Source organism: Flavobacterium sp. MEB061 (assembly GCF_000834715.1).
GTDB lineage: Bacteria > Bacteroidota > Bacteroidia > Flavobacteriales > Flavobacteriaceae > Flavobacterium > Flavobacterium pectinovorum.
In genome coordinates this window covers 104,623-123,182 of sequence record NZ_JXQR01000059.1, presented here as the reverse complement: position 1 = coordinate 123,182, position 18,560 = coordinate 104,623, and the positions used below count along the sequence as shown (strand labels likewise).

The following is an 18,560-nucleotide window of genomic DNA, read 5'->3' as shown; positions in this document are numbered from 1 at the left end:
GCAAATCATCTTTTGTTGTAGAACTATAAATATAAACCCCTACCACGGGAATACTTGACTTTCTGTGTGAGCTTCATTCATAAAGAGGACAATTTTTTTAACTATATCAGGATGTTTTAGTGCAATATCATGTTTTTCCTGAGGATCGGAACTAATATCGTACAATGCAATTACTGCGTTTTTATCTTTTATAACGTTCAGTCGGATTCCTTTCCAATTTCCATAACGAACCGCTTGTTTGCCACCTCCTTCATGAAACTCCCAGTAAAGATATTCATGAGTGTTTTGGTTTTTATTGCCCATAAGTGCATTGGTAAAAGAAATTCCGTCAATATTTTGAGGAATTGTACTGCCCGTGATTTCTGATAGAGTAGGCATGATATCCCAAAAGGCGCCTACGAAATCACTGCTTTGACCAGCCTTAATAACTTTCGGCCATTTGGCAACAAAAGGAACCCTGATGCCCCCTTCATACAAATCACGTTTAATGCCCCGAAAACCTGCAGCGCTGTTGAAAAAGTCAGGATCCGCTCCACCTTCTTTGTGAGGGCCATTATCACTGGTAAATATAATTAGTGTATTTTCTTCTAATCCTAATTCCTTTAATTTAGCAATAACCTGTCCAACATAGAGATCCAAACGAGTTACCATTGCTGCAAATGTGGCGTGCGGGTATTGTTGAGAAACATATCCTGTAGGTTTTGCGTTTGTTCCGTAGTCAAAACCTTTAAAAGGTTTTTCATCAAACTTTCCTTTATAATAACGAAAAATACTATCGTTGGGTACAATAAGTTCAGCGTGAGGTAATATGTAAGGTAAAAAAAGAAAAAAGGGTTCCTCCTTATTTTTATCAATAAACGCTAATGCCTGCTCGTGAATTAAGTCAGGCGCGTATTGTTTAATGGATTCTAATTTACCATTTTCTTTCAATATTACTTTCTCCTGATCATCCCATAAATGCTCAGGGTAGTATCGATGTGCCAGGGACTGGCAGTTATAGCCAAAGAAATGATCAAATCCTTGTCGGTTTGGATCTCCCTGTGATCCAACAGGTCCAAGTCCCCATTTGCCATAGGCACCTGTTTTATACCCGCTTTTCTTTAATACTTCAGCCAGCGTTACAATTGTATCGGGTATTGGATACTGTCCTTCAGGTTCAACACCCAAATTACCACGAATAAAAGTATGCCCGGTATGTTTACCGGTCATTAAGGAGGACCTTGATGGAGCACATACGGCAGTGCCGGCATAAAATTGTTTTAGTGTGATTCCGTCATTTGCCAATCGGTCCAGATTTGGGGTTTTAATCAGTTTCTGCCCATTAAAGCCCACATCTCCGTAGCCCAGATCATCAGCCAGTATCAGTACAATGTTTGGTTTTTTATTCTGCGATAAAACAGTAACAATACAGCATGGCAGAAGAAATAGGATTATTAATAATTTTTTTTTCATCTAATAGTATTTGATTAATATTGAATTCTGTGATTATTAATATCATTAAAAAAATAATGGGAAACCTGAATTCTTTTTTCTAATTTATATGTTATTGTATTAGTTATAGTCTTTGTTCAATGATTAATATAGTTGTAAATTCAAACAACTGATTATAAAGACTAATCTAAGAATTTTTTTGCATATCCTTAATGCATTAAAAATATTTAGACAACAAGATCATTCGGTATAAATTAAATAAATTTTACTGATTTACTGTTTGCTAGTAAAATGTTTGAACAAGTACAATTTAATTATGTTTTTTTTACTGTTAAAAATTTTAATTACAAGAAGAGTCTTGTTAAGAATTAAATAAATTGCTAAATATAAAATTTAAGAGTAATTTAATGTAAAATATCTATAAAATTAACTTATAATTGTACTTATTACACCTGGTAAAAAACATTTATTTTGAAATATTTTGTTTTACATCTTCTTTTTTTAATAGGTTTTTCTTCTGTAGGTTTTACACAAGATAATCCTATAAAATTTCTTGATATTTCTGATGGTCTGTCTAATAATTCGGTAACCACCATTTTTCAGGATAGTGACGGTTATCTTTGGTTTGGAACTTATGACGGATTGAACCGCTATGATGGCTATAATTTCAAAGTTTTCCGAAACAGAATCAACGATAAAAAATCATTACTCTTTAATACGATTTATAATATCGAAGGCGATTCCCGAAAAAACATTTGGGTTGGAGGTTCCAACGGGATTTGCATTTACAGTAAAACGACAGCGACATTTCATCCTGTCGAATATACCTCTTTAAACAAAAAAAATAAAGTTCTAAAAGATATTATTCACCAGATGCGATCAGTGTCTGAGAATTTAGTTTTAGTAGCTTCTCAGAATTTGGGCTTAATTACTTTTGAGAACGGTTCTTTCGTCGGAAAACAAATTCCCCTTAAAGTTTTGGGCAATAACATTAGTATTGATAATTACGATGCAATTGCCCTTCAGGATGATAAAAAGAAGGAACATTGTTGGGTTCATGTGCGAAATATTGGAATCTGTAGTTACAATTACAAATCAAAAACCTTAAAGGTAGTTTTTCCGTTTTCTAAAGAAGTAAAATCAATGAAATTGGCTTCTGACGGAAATCTTTGGCTGGGAACTGATGAAGGCATTTTTCTCTTTAATACCAAATCAGGAGTTCTTTCAGATAATTATTTTTCGAATAAATGCAGCGTTACCGACATTCTATTGGGAAAGAAAAAGGAAATCTTGATTACCACAGACGGTTGCGGCATCTACAAAATCATCGGAACAAATAAAAAAGCAATTCCATATAATGTTATAAATGGCGTACAGCTGGCCAAAAGCAACTCAGTCTGGAGTTTATACGAAGACAAAGCAGGCAATAAATGGTTTGGTTCTTTGCGCGGCGGAATAAGTATGCTCAGCAGCACACCTAAATATTTTAAAAGCATTCGTTATAACGCCACAAATCCGGCAGAGAATTTTATTTTATCTTTTTGTGAAGACGAAAAGAAAAATTTATGGGTTGGAACAGATGGTGCAGGATTGAAATATTGGAACCGAAAAAACAATACGTACACTAATTACAGCAACAAGCTTTCGAGTTCTTTTATTACAGGAATTGTACGTGATACTAATAATGAAATTTGGCTATCGACATGGAATGGGGGAGTAAACAAAATCAATCCCAGAAATAATTCAGTTACGCAATATTCTTGTTTTAATCCTTTCACCAAACAAATCGAGAAGAAAATTTGGCTCGTTTACAAGGATTCAAAAGCAAATATTTGGGCCAGCGCTACAAACGAAGGTTCATTATATCTTTTTGACAGACCAAAAAACACTTTTGTTCTTTTCGATAAATCAATTACAAATTTGCAATGTTTGACCGAAACAAGCGACGGGAAACTTTGGGGTGGTAATTATACTAGTCTCTTTTCTTTGGAAAAAAACACCAAAAAAATTGCGAGAGTTGCTATTGGAAATCCAGTTCGATGTATTCATGAAGACAAGGACAAAAATCTATGGCTGGGAACCCAGGAAGGCGGATTATTATTGTTCGACCGAAAAACTAATACTTTTAAAAGACTAACTACAGATGATGGTTTGCCTTCGAATACAATTTTAAGAATGCTCGAAGATAATGAAGGTAATCTTTGGATGAGTACGTATAATGGCGTTTGTCGATTCGATAAAAAAAGAAAAACTTTCCGTAATTTCTCTGTAAACGATGGTTTACAAAGCAATCAATTCAGTTTTAACGCAGGACTTAAATTATCTACGGGCGAGTTTCTGTTTGGTGGAATTAACGGTTTCAATATCTTTTTTCCGGAAGCAATCAAAGGATTTAATCAGCAGAATAATTTATTGCTGACCGATTTTTACGTAAACAATCAGCCTATTGAAGAAAGCAAAAATGATTTGGTATCTAAATGGGAATCGGGTAAAATAAAAGAAGTAAATCTTCCTTACGATCAAACCACTTTATCGCTGGAGTTTGTTGCTTTAGATTACAATAATGCCGACAAAATAAATTATGCGTATTATTTAGAAGGCTGGGATGCGCAATGGAATTATGTGGGTCAGGCCCGAAAAGCAAATTACGCCAGATTAACCGAAGGGAAATATACTTTTAAAGTAAAAACTACCAACTTTAAAGGAGGATGGAACAAAGAAATAAGCCTTGTAACAATCGAAATTTTACCGCCATGGTACAGAACATGGTGGGCATATACGTTGTATTTATTGGCTATGGCAGGGATTCTTTTTGCCTATTTGGAATATCATAAAAATAAGGAAAAACTAAAATATAAAGTAAAAATAGCCGAGCTGGAAAGTAAGAAAGAAAAGGAAGTTGCCGAAAAACAATCGTCGATGTTTACGTATATCTCACACGAGTTTAGAACGCCGCTTTCGCTAATTATAAATCCGCTCAAAAAAGCAGTTCAGAAAGAAAGTGTTCAAAATGGTTCTTCCGGAAGCGATTTGGCAATTGCACATCGAAATGCCCGCAGGCTTTTGAGTTTGGTAGATCAGCTGCTTCTTTTTCGAAAAGCCGAAAATGACGCTGATTCGCTCAGATTATCAAATATAAATGTAAATAATCTTTGCAATGAAGTGTATCAATGTTTCGTAAATCAGGCAAAAGAGAAAAACATTACTTATAAATTTTATATTCCGGAACATGATATTGAAATTATTGGAGATTATGAAAAAATAGAAATTTCCTTATTTAATTTAATGTCAAATGCCTTTAAATACACACCAATTGGAGGGGAAATTAATCTGAAACTTTCTGAAAATAAAAATGAAGTTATCCTGGAAATTTCAGATAGTGGCGATGGAATTGAAAAGAAAGATATCGACGTTATTTTTGAAAAATTCAAACAGATCAACTCAAAAGTGTCTGTTGGAACAGGTTTTGGAATTGGACTTTATATTGTGAAATATTTTGTAAACAAACACAAGGGAACAGTAAACTGTAGCAGTGAACCAGGAAAAGGAAGCACTTTTACTTTGACGTTCCTTAAAGGAAACAGTCACTTTGAAGATATTGAAATTACTGATGTTGTGGCAACAAGAAGCCAGTTGTTTGATGAATTGATCATTGATGATTCTGAAGAAAACAATCAGTCTTTAAATAATACAGTTTCAGAAAGTGATTTTCAGAAAATTATGCTTACTGATAAACGTACCGTTTTAATAATAGATGATAATGCAGAAATCAGGGCCTATCTGATCAAATTATTTTCGAAAAACTATATCGTTTATAGTGCTGAAAATGGAGAAGAGGGATTGAAAATGACCAAAAAACATATGCCTGATCTGGTTATCAGCGATATTACGATGGAACATATGGACGGTCTCGAATTATGCCGAAAAATAAAAGAAAGTGACAGTTTATCTCATATTCCTGTTATTTTATTGACGGCGTCCAAAAATACCGAAACGCATTTACAGGGAATCACAGATGGTGCAGATGATTATATTACAAAACCGTTTGATGATGATATACTCGTAGCACGTGTGGAGTCATTATTGCGAAACAGAAGTAATCTGCGAACTTATTTCTTAGACAGTATAACACTTAGGGAAAACTCACAAAAAGTTCCGGTTGAATATCAGGAGATCCTGAAAAAGTGTATTGATATTGTCGAAACCAATATTCATAAAAAAGATTTTACGATTAAGAATTTTGCACTCGAAATGGGAATGAGCCATAGAACGCTTTATACCAAAATCAAGATCATCTCAGGACAAACTTTAAATGCTTTTATTCGTTCGCTAAGAATTCGAAGAGCGGCGATGTTAATGTTGACAGAAGATATGAATATTGCGCAGGCAAGTGCAGAAGTTGGTTTTGAAGATCCAAAATATTTCAGACAGCAGTTTGTGAAACTCTTCGGAATGACACCTTCAGAATATATTAAAAAGTATAAAAATTCGTTTAATTCTGACCTGAATATCATCAAATAACAATTCTTTTATGTTTTTATTCTTTGAATACTCTTTTGCTTTTTGTGCAGAAGAGTATAAAATTTTAAAAAAAAATCAAACGTTGTAGTTGTAGTTTGAGGATTATTTAATAATTACGAATTCCTGAAAAATACCCTATTATTTTTTTGTACTTGTTAATTTTAAATCCAAAATAATAGTTAATTTCCATTTTGACCTCCTTTTTTTTCCATTTTACCCCTCCTTAGAAGTCTGTATTACATATTTCTTTGCACTTATACGTTTAAGAAGAAAAAAAGAATATAAACCAAACTTTACTAGAATGACAAAAAACCACACCATTATCTTTTATTGTTCTATTTCTTTATTATTAGAAAGACAATTTAGATGCTCTTCAAAAATGAGTTTATCTCATCTTCAACAAACAATTTTTTAGCATAAAAACTAACTAACCTAACCTTAAAATTAAAGAAATGAAAAAAAATGTATTTTTATTTTTTCTTGCCCTTTTTGCCGTCCTTGTTACCGGATGTCAAAATAACGAAACTGGTTATCCTTCTTCTGATGATCCTACAGCTGTAGTGACAACAAAGGAGATTTACGGAGCACCAAACAGAAAATTCGAAATTAAAGCTGTGCTTAATGACGATTTAGGACTGAAAAGTGTGAGAATTCAAATTCCTGAATTATCCTTAGATAAAATGATCACGTTTGCAAGTGACCCATTACTTGAAACATATGATTTAAGCTATTTTTTTGAAGTGCCTTCGGACAGGGGAACCTCAGAATCTTTCAAAATTAAATTGACAATAACAGATGTTTCAGGAAATGCCATTGACGAAGATATCAATTTACGTCTGGATGGAGAATTTGCAGCACCGGCAATAACCATGGTTACGCCAAAAGAAGGAGCTGTTATTTTATTGTCAACAAGCAATGAAATGCCCGTAAATTTTGTGGTAAACGATGATTCAGGAATAGATTATGTTCAGGTAAAATGCGAGGCTTTAGGAATTGATGAAACGATTCAGTTAACGGGCTCGCCTCAATCTTATACTTTCAATAAAACGTATACTTTGCCTGTAACTGCAGCAAATTATGTATTGACAATTACAGCCAAAGATAAATTTACGATTCCCAATACAGGATCTTTAAATATCAATATTGTGGCAACAAACGAATACCCAGCGCTCTATTTATGTGATCAGCCAAAAGGCACCAACCTGACTACTGACGCTGTGGGTGTACCGATGTATTTCCACGAGAAAAACGGACAGGATTTTGAATTCAAATATTATGCTGACAAAGACAATAAAGAAGTTTATTTCTTAGGTCAGGAAGCCGACTTTGCCCCACATTGTTTCGGATTAAATGCAGCTGGAGGTTTAGTAGACGATTTAACTGCAACACCAATTATTTTACCAACAAAAGGCTATTACAATATAAAGGTAAACCCAAATACACTAGCTTATACAGTTACTAAATATACGCCTTCAAGCAAAGTTTGGGCTGATGTTGCCAATGGATTATGGAGTGATGACGAAGCTTTAAGAAGACCTTTTGTGAGCGTATGTGGCGGTGGTATTCAGGGTGCAGACTGGGATACATGGACAGCCTGGACACAAACCGGATTGCATTTGGCAAATAACCCAAATAATGCATATCAATTAGTTGGAGAATACACTTTGACAGGACAATTGGAAGCCACTTTTACAGGTCAATGGTGGAGTCCGTCATGGAGATTAATCAAAAATGGTATTGCTACAATGTCACCAGGTGAAAATGGAAATGCAAAATATCCGGCTGCTCCGGGAGTATACAAAGTTGTACTAGATACAGAATTGGAAAGAGTCTTTATCACAAAAAAATAGTTTGTTAGAACTTAAGTTTTAGCATTAATAAAAAAATAGATTAATATGAAATATAAATTTATATGGTTATTTATCACCATGTTGTGCACCGCCGCAACATTCGGGCAAATAACGGTAAAAGGAACTGTTAAGGATAAAGGCAATGTGCCAATTCCCGGAGTTAATCTGGCAGTAAAAGGAACTTCAACAACAACATCAACAGATTTTGATGGGAACTTTTCTATCAGTGTACCCAATAAAAATGCTCAAATTGAATTCTCGTTTGTTGGTTTTTCTAACAAAACAATTCAGGTTGGCGATAAAACAACTTTTGATGTTGTGCTTGAGGAATCAAGCCAGACACTAGATGAGATTGTCGTTGTAGGTTACGCCGCGGTAAAAAAGAGCGATGTAACGAGTTCTATTTCTTCTATTAAAGGAAAAGAACTCCAAACCATGACAGTGGGTAATGTGACCGAATCATTACAAGGGAAGGTTTCCGGGGTTCAGGTAACTGGACAAGGAGGTCCCGGAGCACAGCCAAGAGTTTTGATACGTGGTATTTCTACGTTAAATCTGGATACTTCTCCTCTTTATGTAGTGGATGGTATTCCGATGGGAACAAGTATTAACTTTTTGAGCCCGAATGAAATTGAATCGATGGAGGTTTTGAAAGATGCTTCTGCAAGTGCTATCTACGGTTCACGTGCTTCTAACGGAGTTATTCTGATCACTACCAAAAAAGGGAAAGTGGGTCAGACAAGATTCAACTTTGATATAAGTTCAGGGATGCAGCTTATGAACAATCCCTATCATATGGCTGATGCCGAAGGATATGCAACAATCATGAACAAAGCATACAACAATTCAGGTTATGCAGATTATTTGCCAAACCCTTCTCAATACAAAGGTAAAACGACAGATTGGTGGAAAGCCGGAATTAAAAGTGGATCTCCCGTTACAAATGCTTCTTTAAGTGTTAGTGGTGGTTCTGAAAAACATACTTATGCAATCAGTATGAATTATTATGATGCAGAATCTATTTATGAAGTAGGAGGTTGGGAAAGAATAACGTTAAGAATTGCCAATGATTTTAAATTCTCAGATAAATTCTCTGCCGGAATCACTTTAAATCCACGTTATGAAACCTATGGTCAGCCTGGAAACTGGGCAGATTTTGATAAAATTGATCCGATTACGCCAATTTACAAACCGGCAGACCAGTTAACAGGAAGTGAAAACGAATACAGCATTTATGCGCGTTCGCCTTCGTATGTATGGAATCCGGTTGCAGCTGTAAAGAGATATGATGATTTTACAGATCAATATAACTTAAATACAAATGGGTATTTACAATATACTCCAATCAAAGGCTTAGTATTTCGTACACAGGCTTCTGTTGAAGTTGGTGATAAAATAAGAAGCAGGTTCAGACCCGATTTTATAATTGATGCTGCACATGAAAAAGAGGAGATTAATAAGGTTGAAAGATGGGCTACTAATAATGTAGACTGGACATGGCAAAATACAATCACCTATTCTAAAACATTTGCAGAAAAACACAATGTTTCCCTAATGATTGGTAATACAATGGAAGAGTACAATGGCAATGATGTTTGGGGTTACGGAGAAGGTGTGCCTAATAACTCAGATTTAATGAGAGAGGTAAATGCAGCAACTAAAAACCGCGATAGTAAAGGTAACACTTGGTCAAGTTCATTGATGTCTTATATTTCTCGTTTTTCTTATAACTACGACAATAAGTATTACTTTACCGGAACTTTCAGACGTGACGGTTCTTCTAAATTTATGACGAACAACAAATGGGCAAATTTCCCATCTGCATCTGTTTCATGGAGAATTTTGAACGAAGGATTTATGGAATCTACCAAAGATGTTTTGAGTGATCTTAGATTTAGAGCAGGTTGGGGTAAAGTAGGGAATCAGGGATTACCAACGCAAGTGTATCAGTCCAACATTGGGCAAGGATTTTATCCTATCGGAGATGTTGTGGGGGATACTTCATTTCCTTCTTCTATGGCCAATAAAGACATTAAATGGGAAACTGTTGAAGATATGAGTTTTGGAATCGATTTCGGATTATGGAAAAACAAGCTTTCAGGATCATTAGAATATTATCAGAAAAAAACAAATGATATGTTATTCTTAAAGCAATTTCCAGCTTATAGCGGATTTCCTGAAAATGCCACAATCTGGACAAACGTTGGTTCTATGCAATCCAGCGGTATCGATTTGCTAATTTCTTATAAAGATAAAAAAGGGGACTTCTCTTATGGTGCCGATGTAACTTTTACAACGGTTGATGTTGAGATGTTGTCTTTATCTTCTGATGGAGAAAAACTGTACGGAGCTAATAACAGAAGTGTGACTGTAAAAGGAGATGAACCAGGTTATTTCTACGGATACGTTGCTGATGGTTTATTTCAAAATCAAACGGAATTAAATTCTCATACAGATGAGCACGGAACTAAATTACAACCTTATGCAAAAGAAGGAGACATTCGTTTTAAAGATGTTAACGGAGACGGAAAATTAGACGATAAAGACCGTACCAAAATTGGTTCTCCATGGGCGGATTACAACATTGGACTGAATTTAAATTTTGCCTACAAACAATTTGATTTGGTTGCTAATTTCTATTCCAGTATCGGAAATGATATTGTCAATACAACCATTTCAGATTTATACAACGGTGCAAGTTTAACCAACAAAGTAAGCGGATTAGACCAAAAAGCATGGCATGGAGAAGGAACTTCTAATTCTATTCCTCGTTTGTCTAAAGATGATAATAATGAGAACTACACTAAATTTTCTTCTTTATACGTAGAAGATGGGTCTTATGTCCGTATGAAAAACTTACAGTTAGGATTTTCATTCTATAATAAATTCGGATTAGACAAACTTAGAATTTCTTTATCGGGTCAGAATTTATGGACTTGGACAAAATACACGGGAGTAGATCCTGAAGTAGCGGGAGGAGATCCGGATAAGGGCGACAGAGTAAAAGGAGCAGGTTTTGGAGAATGGAACTATCCGGTACAGCCAACAATTTTGATGGGTCTTAATGTAGCATTTTAATAAAAACGAACATGAAAAAAATAATTTTATCAATAATAGCAATTGCTGCAACTGCAGTTTCCTGCTCTGATTTTATTGAAAAAGACGAAAGAGGAAAGCAAACCTTAGAAAACTACTTTCAGACGGCACAGGAATGCGAAAATTATACCAACGAATTAACACGCAGATTGTTAGTTACCAATGATTGGTGGGTATTGGTTGCACCGAGAGTTACCAACGAAATGGCAACAGATGATGCCTGGATGGGAAATACAGGTCAGGACAACAGTGCGCACAGACCAAGTTCTCAATACATTATTTCGCCGGATAATATGGGAGATATGAACAGCAGTTATACAGCACATTTCTATACCATTCAATCGGCAAATATTGGTTTGGAGAGAATGGCTGAGGCACCAATTTCTGAGTCACAGAAGAATCAATATATGGGAGAATCTCTATTTGTTCGTGCCTATTGTTATTATGAACTGGTAAACCTTTTCGGAGGGGTTCCAGTCTATACAACATCATTAGGAACCGGTGATTTAAAGTTAGAACGCAGTTCTGCTGCAGAAGTGTATGCTCAGATTGAAGCTGATCTTAAAGAGTCTGCTGCAAAACTGGAAACTATTCCGGTAAACAGAAACGGAAGAATAAACAAATGGGCAGCTTATGCTTTATTGGCGCGTGTTTCTTTATTTCAGGAAAAATGGGCAGAGGCCAAACAATATTCAAACAAAGTAATCACGGAAGGACCTTTTGCATTAGAAGCTGATTTCCTGAACATTTGGAATGTAAACAATCACAATGGTGTAGAATCTATTTTAGAGGCACAATCTTCAGATGTACAAAATAAAAGTTTAGGTTCTGCATTGCCAACATTGGCAGGGGCAAGAGGAGAAGACAAGAAAAATTTTCCAAGCAATGATGCTGCCGATGTTTTGGACGGCTGGGGATGGTGTATGCCAACCAGTGATTTAGAAAATGCTTATCTTTCTGAAAATGATGTTATCCGTCGCAGAAGTACCATTACAAAATGGGGAGAGGCTGCTTATGGAGATGAGGTTCTGAATCCAACACATAAATTCAGTTTAAATGATAATAAATCAGGACGTATTTGCCGTAAATATTATATTCCGATAGCAACACGTCGTGCTTTAGATAATAAAGACGGGCATTTGCCTTTGAACATTCCATTGATTCGTTTGGCTGAAATGTATCTGACAAGGGCTGAGGCAAATTATCATACAGGAGGAGATGCTTTAGGGGACATTAACATCATCAGAGCACGTGTAAAATTAGATCCAAAAACAGGTTTATCTGGTCCGACACTACTGAACCAAATTTATAAAGAGCGTCGTTTAGAATTGGCTTTTGAAGGATTGCGTTTGTACGATATCCGTCGTGAAAAAGACCCAACTACTGGAAAACCAGTTATTGAATCTTTGATGGGACCAAACGGAACTTTTGTTCAATACAACCTGAACTCTGCAGACCCTTATGAAACAACCAATTTGAGAGAACCTCAGGATAAAGGAATCAATTTTAACCCTGCCAAAAACTTATTGTGGCCAATACCTCAAATGGAAATTGACTTAAGTGGAGGAGTAATCAAACAAAACCCTGGATATTAATGAAATTTATAAATAACAAAAAAGTAAGTCTGCTATGTGCAGGCTTGCTTTTCGCTAACGTTTTGTTAGTTAGCTGCGACTCTGAAAAATCAGATGATTCAGGTGCTGAAAACACCATTGCAGAATTAAGTGTAAATCTCGATATGAATCTCCAAACCATGGAAAGTTTTGGTGCTTCTGATGCGTGGCAATGTAATTTCATTGGAAAAAACTGGCCTTCTGATAAAAGAAATAAAATGGCGGATTTGCTTTTCAGCAGAGAATTGGATGCTGACGGAAACCCAAAAGGAATCGGACTATCATTATGGCGTTTTAACCTTGGAGCGGGAAGTACAGAACAAGGCGATGCCAGCGATATTTCAGATGAATGGAGACGTACAGAATGTTTTACAACAGATGGAGTTTCGTATGACATGAGCAAACAAGCCGGACAGGTTTGGTTTATGAAAGCGGCGAAAGAACGTGGTGTTGAGAAATTATTAGCTTTTACCAACAGTGCACCGGTTTATTTAACTCAAAACGGAAAAGCACACGCCAGCATAAAAGAATTTTATAATTTGCAAGATGGAAAAATGCCGGAATTGGCTGATTTCTGGGTTACTGCATTAGATAAATTAAAAACAGAACAAGGTTTAACAATCGATTATGTGAGTCCGTTTAATGAGCCGCAATACGAGTGGGACGGAACGGCACAAGAAGGATCTCCTGCTACCAATGCTAACATTTACAGTTTTGTAAATGTATTATCTCCTAAATTGCAGTCAAAAGGGCTTACGGCTCAAATTGTTGTTGGGGAAGCCGGAGCTTACGAATCTTTATATAAAACCGTTTCAGGCAAAGAAAGCAGATCCAACCAGATTGACTATTTCTTTGCTGCAAATTCTGCTAAAAAAATAACAGGATTATCAAACGTAAAGAAAACCATTTCCGGGCATAGTTACTGGCAGGCCTGGCCTTTGAACGAACTGGTTTCTTCAAGACAACAAGCGGCTTCAAGAATTCAGTCAGTTGGTGCGGTTAGTTTATGGTCTTCAGAATATTGTGTTTTAGAAAGTCCCGGAACATCAGAATTGTCAGGAGGCGGAGGTCCGGGAAGAGATTTAGGAATTCAGCTGGCACTTTGGACAGCCCGTATTATCAGTACAGATATTGCTGTTGGTGGCGTTACGTCATGGCAATGGTGGACAGCGATTAGTCGTGGTGATTACAAAGACGGATTGATTCACGTGGATGACAATGCAAGCAACGGCGCAGGAGATTCAAATTACTGCAAAAACGACGGATACATTAGAGATTCTAAAACGCTTTGGGCTTTAGGAAACTTCTCTTTCTTCGTAAAACCGGGAATGGTTAGAGTTCAGATACCGAGTGTAGATAATGCCACTTCCGTGAATGATGTAATGGTGACGGCATATAAAGATGTGGCCACAAAGAAATTGGTCGTTGTTGCAGTTAACATTAGCAAATCGGCGAAAGCCTACCAATTAAATCTTACGGGAGGAAGTTTAGCAGATAATAAATTTACGCCGTACACAACTTCTGAAACTTTAAGTTTGAAAAAAGGTGCAGCTGTAGATGTTTCTAATTTTACAATTCCGGCGAAGTCAGTTGTGACTTATGTTGGAACGTATAAATAATTAAGGTTCAGAGGTTCAAAGAGGCAAAGGTTCAAAGGTTTTAGAATCGATGCGCAAATCTTTGTCAAAGTTTAAAACTTTGACAAAGATAAATAACCACAATGTTTGTTATTGGATTTAGATGACGAATAGATTGCATAAAACTTTGAAGTAAAGTAATTAATCGTAAAGTATGTCATCCCGAGGAACGAGGGATCTCCGCGAGAAGCTCTACAAAGATTAGCAAACCCGAAAGGTTTTTAAAACCTGTCGGGTTTATATAAAGACTTAAAGAATAAAAAGAAAATGAGAAAAACCTATATCTCGCTTTTATTGGTAATGAGTTCGCTGTCTTACGGACAGCGAACCATAACCATTAGCACAGATAATGTTGTACAAACCATGGATGGTTTTGGAGGTTCTGATGCCTGGAGATGCCAGTTTGTGGGTAAATGGCCGGAACAGAAAAAAAATGCCATTGCCGATTTACTTTTTAGCAAAGAAATCGACGCACAGGGAAATCCAAAAGGAATTGGACTTTCGATCTGGAGATTTAATTTAGGTGCAGGAAGTACAGAGCAAGGTGAAAACAGCAAAGTTTCGGACGAATGGAGAAGAAGCGAATCTTTTCTGCAAGCTGACGGAACTTATGATTTCTCGAAACAGGAAGGACAAAGATGGTTTTTGCAGGCAGCTAAAAAACGAGGTGTTGAAAAATTCCTGATTTTTACCAATAGTCCGCCAGTTTATATGACAAACAACGGATTATCTTTTGCCTCTCAAAAGAATAAACTGAATCTAAAAGATGGTGCAATTCCAAAATTTGCCGATTTCTTAGTTCAAAGTATTCAAGGGTTAGAGAAAAAAGAAGGAATAAAATTCGATTATATAAGTCCGATAAACGAACCGCAGTGGGAGTGGATGCCAAAACACGGTGATACAAACAGTCAGGAAGGAACACCGGCAACCAATCAGGAAATTTATGATTTAACCAAATCACTTTCGGAAAAATTAAAAGCTCAAAAAATGAGCACCGAAATTGTAATTGCCGAAGCCGCACAAATTAATTATTTATATGAAAATGTAAATGGCGAAAACCGTGACAATCAGATTGACTATTTCTTCGGAAAAACAAAAACAAATATTTCGAAATTTCCAAATGTTAAAAATGTAATTTTAGGTCACAGTTATTTTACAACCTGGCCAATAGAAAAACAAGTTTTAAGCCGTAAATTGATCGCTGCGAATGTGAAACAAAACCCGGGATTAAAATATTGGCAATCTGAATATTGTATTTTAGAAAATCCGGGAGAAGCTGAAATTCCGGGTGGTTCAGGAGGAGGAAGAGATTTAGGAATGCAGACCGCTTTATTCGTAGCACGTTTGATTCATAATGATATTGCTGTAGCCAATGCCGCTTCATGGCAATGGTGGACTTCTATAACAAGAGTTGATTACAAAGACGGATTGATTTATCTGGATGATGGAAAAAGCAACGGCGGAACCGCACCGGATTATGTGAGAAACGATGGTGAATTTCACGATTCAAAACTGCTTTGGGCTTTAGGAAATTACTCTTTGTTTGTGCGTCCGGGAATGTTGAGAATTGACGTTCCTAATCAAAATGAACTCGATGCAGCAAATGATGTTATGTTGACCGCTTATAAAGACAAGACAAACAAAAAAATGATTGTTGTTGCTGTAAACTGCGGAAAATCAGATCAGAAATACAAATTCAATTTATCAAAAGGAGTGCTTAAAAACAACGAGTTTACTCCGTATATAACTTCTGAAAATTCAAACCTAAAAAGAGCCAATATTCAGAAAATTGATAATCTGGAAATCCCTGCAAAATCTATTGTAACGTTTGTGGGAGAATTAGAATATTAAAAAAAGTTTTAGGTTTCAAGTTCTGTGTGAGACCTGAAACTTGAAACCTGAAACCTGAAACAAAGAAAACTAAAAACAACAACTAAAAATTAAGAAAAGTGTTTACAAAAAAGAGCTTATTACCTGTTTTACTCTTTTCGTGCGTCTCGGCATTCAGCCAGATTTCGTTTGGAGATTCGAAAAAAATCAATGACAACTGGAAATTTAATCTTCAGGATATTTCAGATGCAAAAAACACCACTTTTGACGACAGCAAATGGCAGTCGGTAAATGTACCTCACGACTGGAGCGTAAAAGGACAGCTAAGTCCAACGCTGGCAAGCTGTACAGGTTATTTGCCGGGTGGTATTGCCTGGTACAGAAAATCAATTAATATTCCGCAGAGCAAAGCCGGAGAAAAAGTGTATTTGTATTTTGAAGGAGTTTACAACAGAAGTGAAGTTTTTATCAACGGACATTCTTTAGGAAAACGCCCAAATGGATATATTTCTTTTGCTTATGATGCAACCCAGTTCGTAAAATATGGCGGAGAAAACACGATTTCAGTTCGTGTAGATCACAGTCAAAGTGCCGATTCCAGATGGTATACAGGTTCTGGAATTTACAGAAATGTCTGGGTAGTATATGCAAATCCGGTTCATATTGCACAATGGGGCGTTTACGCGTATCCGGAAGTAAAAAAGGGAGTGGGAATCCTAAATGTTGAGGTTGATGTAGAGAATGGTTCTTCTGCAAAATCAACTTTAACGGTAGTTAACGAATTGATTTCAAAAGATGGAAAATCTGTTGCAAAAGCTTCTAATAAAGTTGAGGTTGCGGCCAATCAAAGCGGTAAAATTGCGGCAAAATTAAATGTCACAAATCCACAATTATGGGACATCAATAATCCAAATTTATATCAGCTTAAAACAACCGTCCTAAAAGATGGAAAACAAATAGATCAAACAGTTACAAAAACTGGTTTTAGAACGTTCACTTTCGATCCAAATAATGGTTTTGCCTTAAATGGGACATGGATGAAAATGAAAGGCGTTTGTTTGCATCACGATGCAGGAGTTTTAGGTTCTGCAGTACCTCGTGAAGTTTGGGAAACCAGATTGAAAACATTAAAAGAAATTGGCGTAAATGCAATCCGTACAAGTCATAATCCACAAGCTCCGGTTTTTTACGAATTGTGTGATGAATTAGGATTATTAGTATTGAACGAAGCTTATGACGAATGGGAATTCCCAAAACGCAAATGGTTAGAAGGATGGAATTACGGAACACCGGGATTCGAGGGTTCGTTTGATATTTTTGCTGAGTATGGAGAAAAAGATCTGGAAGATTTTGTACGTCGTGACAGAAACCATCTTTCGGTTTTTGCGTGGAGTATTGGTAACGAAGTAGATTATCCAAACGATCCTTATTCGCACCCAGTTTTAGATAAAGGAAAAGACGGTTTTGGACAAGCTGCTTACGGAGGCTATAAAAAAGATGCACCAGACGCCATGCGTCTTGGAGTAATTGCAAAACGCCTGGTTGCAGCTGTAAAAAAATACGACAAATCTCGTCCGACAACTGCTGGTTTGGCCGGTGTTGCGATGTCTAACGAAACAGAATATCCGGGAGCTTTGGATATTACAGGATATAATTATACAGAAAGTAAATATAAATCGGATCACGAAAAATATCCAAACAGAGTTATTTTCGGAAGTGAGAATGTTCACGATATGGAGCCTTGGCTTGCCGTAAAAAACAACAAACATATTTTTGGACAATTCCTTTGGACAGGTATTGATTATTTAGGAGAATCAGGAAGATGGCCTTCAAGAGGATTTTATTCTGGTTTAGTTGATTTTGCGGGGATTATCAAACCGAGAGGGTATTTCCGTCAATCTTTATGGTCTGATAAACCAATGGCTTACATCGGAACTTATCCTTTAAAAAATGATAAAGATATTTCTAAAGATGCATGGGCAATCTGGAATTATACTCAAGGTGAAAAAATTCGCGTTGTGTGCTATACAAATGCTGCAAAAGCTCGTTTAGAGTTAAACGGAAAAGTAGTTGGTGAAACAAAAGCTTATGATGAAAAAACAGGAATTATTTATTGGGATATTCCGTTTGCTGCTGGAAAATTAGAAGCTGTTGGTTTAAACAAAGACGACAAGGAAGTAAGCAGATACGCGATTAATTCGACACAACAACCTGTTGAATTAACCATTGCTGATACTAATATCACAATTGCAAAGGACAAAGGTGTAGCTAAAATTATGGTGCAACTTAAAGATCAAAATGGTCTTCCGGTAATGCTTTCAGATAATGAAGTTACCTGCACAATCAGTGGTCCTGGAACTTTATTAGGCCTTGAGGCTGGAAACAACAGCGACATGACAGATTATACAGATAATGTTCAGCGTGTATTCCACGGCCATATTGCGGCGTATGTTCAGGCAACGGGAGAATCATCTCAGCCAATAAAAGTTACGTTTACAAGTCAATGGTTAAAACCGGTTGACGTTACTGTGAATGTGAAGTAAATTAGTAGTTTGTTTTTTAAATTGTCAATTAACCTGTCA

8 protein-coding genes are annotated in these 18,560 nt (G+C 36.2%); 7 read left to right on the top strand and 1 reads right to left on the bottom strand.

The genetic code is table 11. The annotated features are described in order from the left end of the window. Positions 1-39: 39 nt before the first annotated feature. Positions 40-1,452 carry an arylsulfatase gene (locus tag RT99_RS20590; RefSeq protein WP_052483742.1) on the bottom strand — a complete coding sequence of 471 codons (1,413 nt, stop codon included), beginning with the start codon at positions 1,450-1,452 and terminating at the stop codon, positions 40-42. Positions 1,453-1,902: 450 nt separating this feature from the next. On the opposite strand from RT99_RS20590, the gene RT99_RS20585 reads away from it, so the two are divergent. The 7 genes from RT99_RS20585 (at position 1,903) to RT99_RS20555 (ending at position 18,521) form a co-directional block, all read left to right on the top strand. Next, positions 1,903-5,952 (top strand): two-component regulator propeller domain-containing protein, encoded by a 4,050-nt coding sequence (locus RT99_RS20585; protein ID WP_042566624.1) that lies wholly within the window; start codon positions 1,903-1,905, stop codon positions 5,950-5,952. A gap of 452 nt (positions 5,953-6,404) precedes the next feature. Then, a complete protein-coding gene (locus RT99_RS20580) occupies positions 6,405-7,802 on the top strand; it encodes a hypothetical protein (RefSeq protein ID WP_042566623.1) in 1,398 nt (465 codons plus the stop codon). A 45-nt stretch (positions 7,803-7,847) separates the two neighbouring features. Next, entirely contained in the window at positions 7,848-10,880 is a 3,033-nt protein-coding gene (locus RT99_RS20575) for a TonB-dependent receptor (protein ID WP_042566622.1), read from the top strand. An 11-nt stretch (positions 10,881-10,891) separates the two neighbouring features. Then, a complete protein-coding gene (locus RT99_RS20570) occupies positions 10,892-12,493 on the top strand; it encodes a RagB/SusD family nutrient uptake outer membrane protein (RefSeq protein ID WP_042566621.1) in 1,602 nt (533 codons plus the stop codon). Further along, complete coding sequence (locus RT99_RS20565; RefSeq protein WP_042566620.1) at positions 12,493-14,130, top strand: glycoside hydrolase; 1,638 nt, start codon at positions 12,493-12,495, stop codon at positions 14,128-14,130. Before RT99_RS20570 ends, RT99_RS20565 begins: the two co-directional genes overlap by 1 nt. 285 nt (positions 14,131-14,415) lie before the next feature. After that, on the top strand, positions 14,416-15,999 hold the full coding sequence (locus tag RT99_RS20560; RefSeq protein ID WP_042566619.1) for a glycoside hydrolase: 1,584 nt from the start codon (positions 14,416-14,418) through the stop codon (positions 15,997-15,999). Between the two features lie 98 nt (positions 16,000-16,097). Next, on the top strand, positions 16,098-18,521 hold the full coding sequence (locus RT99_RS20555) for a sugar-binding domain-containing protein (RefSeq protein ID WP_042566618.1): 2,424 nt from the start codon (positions 16,098-16,100) through the stop codon (positions 18,519-18,521). The last annotated feature ends 39 nt before the right edge of the window (positions 18,522-18,560 follow it).

What these genes read in the sequence shown, in the direction of transcription:
- RT99_RS20590 (WP_052483742.1), bottom strand. Translation starts at nt 1,452, where the DNA reads ATGAAAAAAAAATTATTAATAATCCTATTTCTTCTGCCATGCTGTATT.
- RT99_RS20580 (WP_042566623.1), top strand. Translation starts at nt 6,405, where the DNA reads ATGAAAAAAAATGTATTTTTATTTTTTCTTGCCCTTTTTGCCGTCCTT.
- RT99_RS20575 (WP_042566622.1), top strand. Translation starts at nt 7,848, where the DNA reads ATGAAATATAAATTTATATGGTTATTTATCACCATGTTGTGCACCGCC.
- RT99_RS20570 (WP_042566621.1), top strand. Translation starts at nt 10,892, where the DNA reads ATGAAAAAAATAATTTTATCAATAATAGCAATTGCTGCAACTGCAGTT.
- RT99_RS20565 (WP_042566620.1), top strand. Translation starts at nt 12,493, where the DNA reads ATGAAATTTATAAATAACAAAAAAGTAAGTCTGCTATGTGCAGGCTTG.
- RT99_RS20560 (WP_042566619.1), top strand. Translation starts at nt 14,416, where the DNA reads ATGAGAAAAACCTATATCTCGCTTTTATTGGTAATGAGTTCGCTGTCT.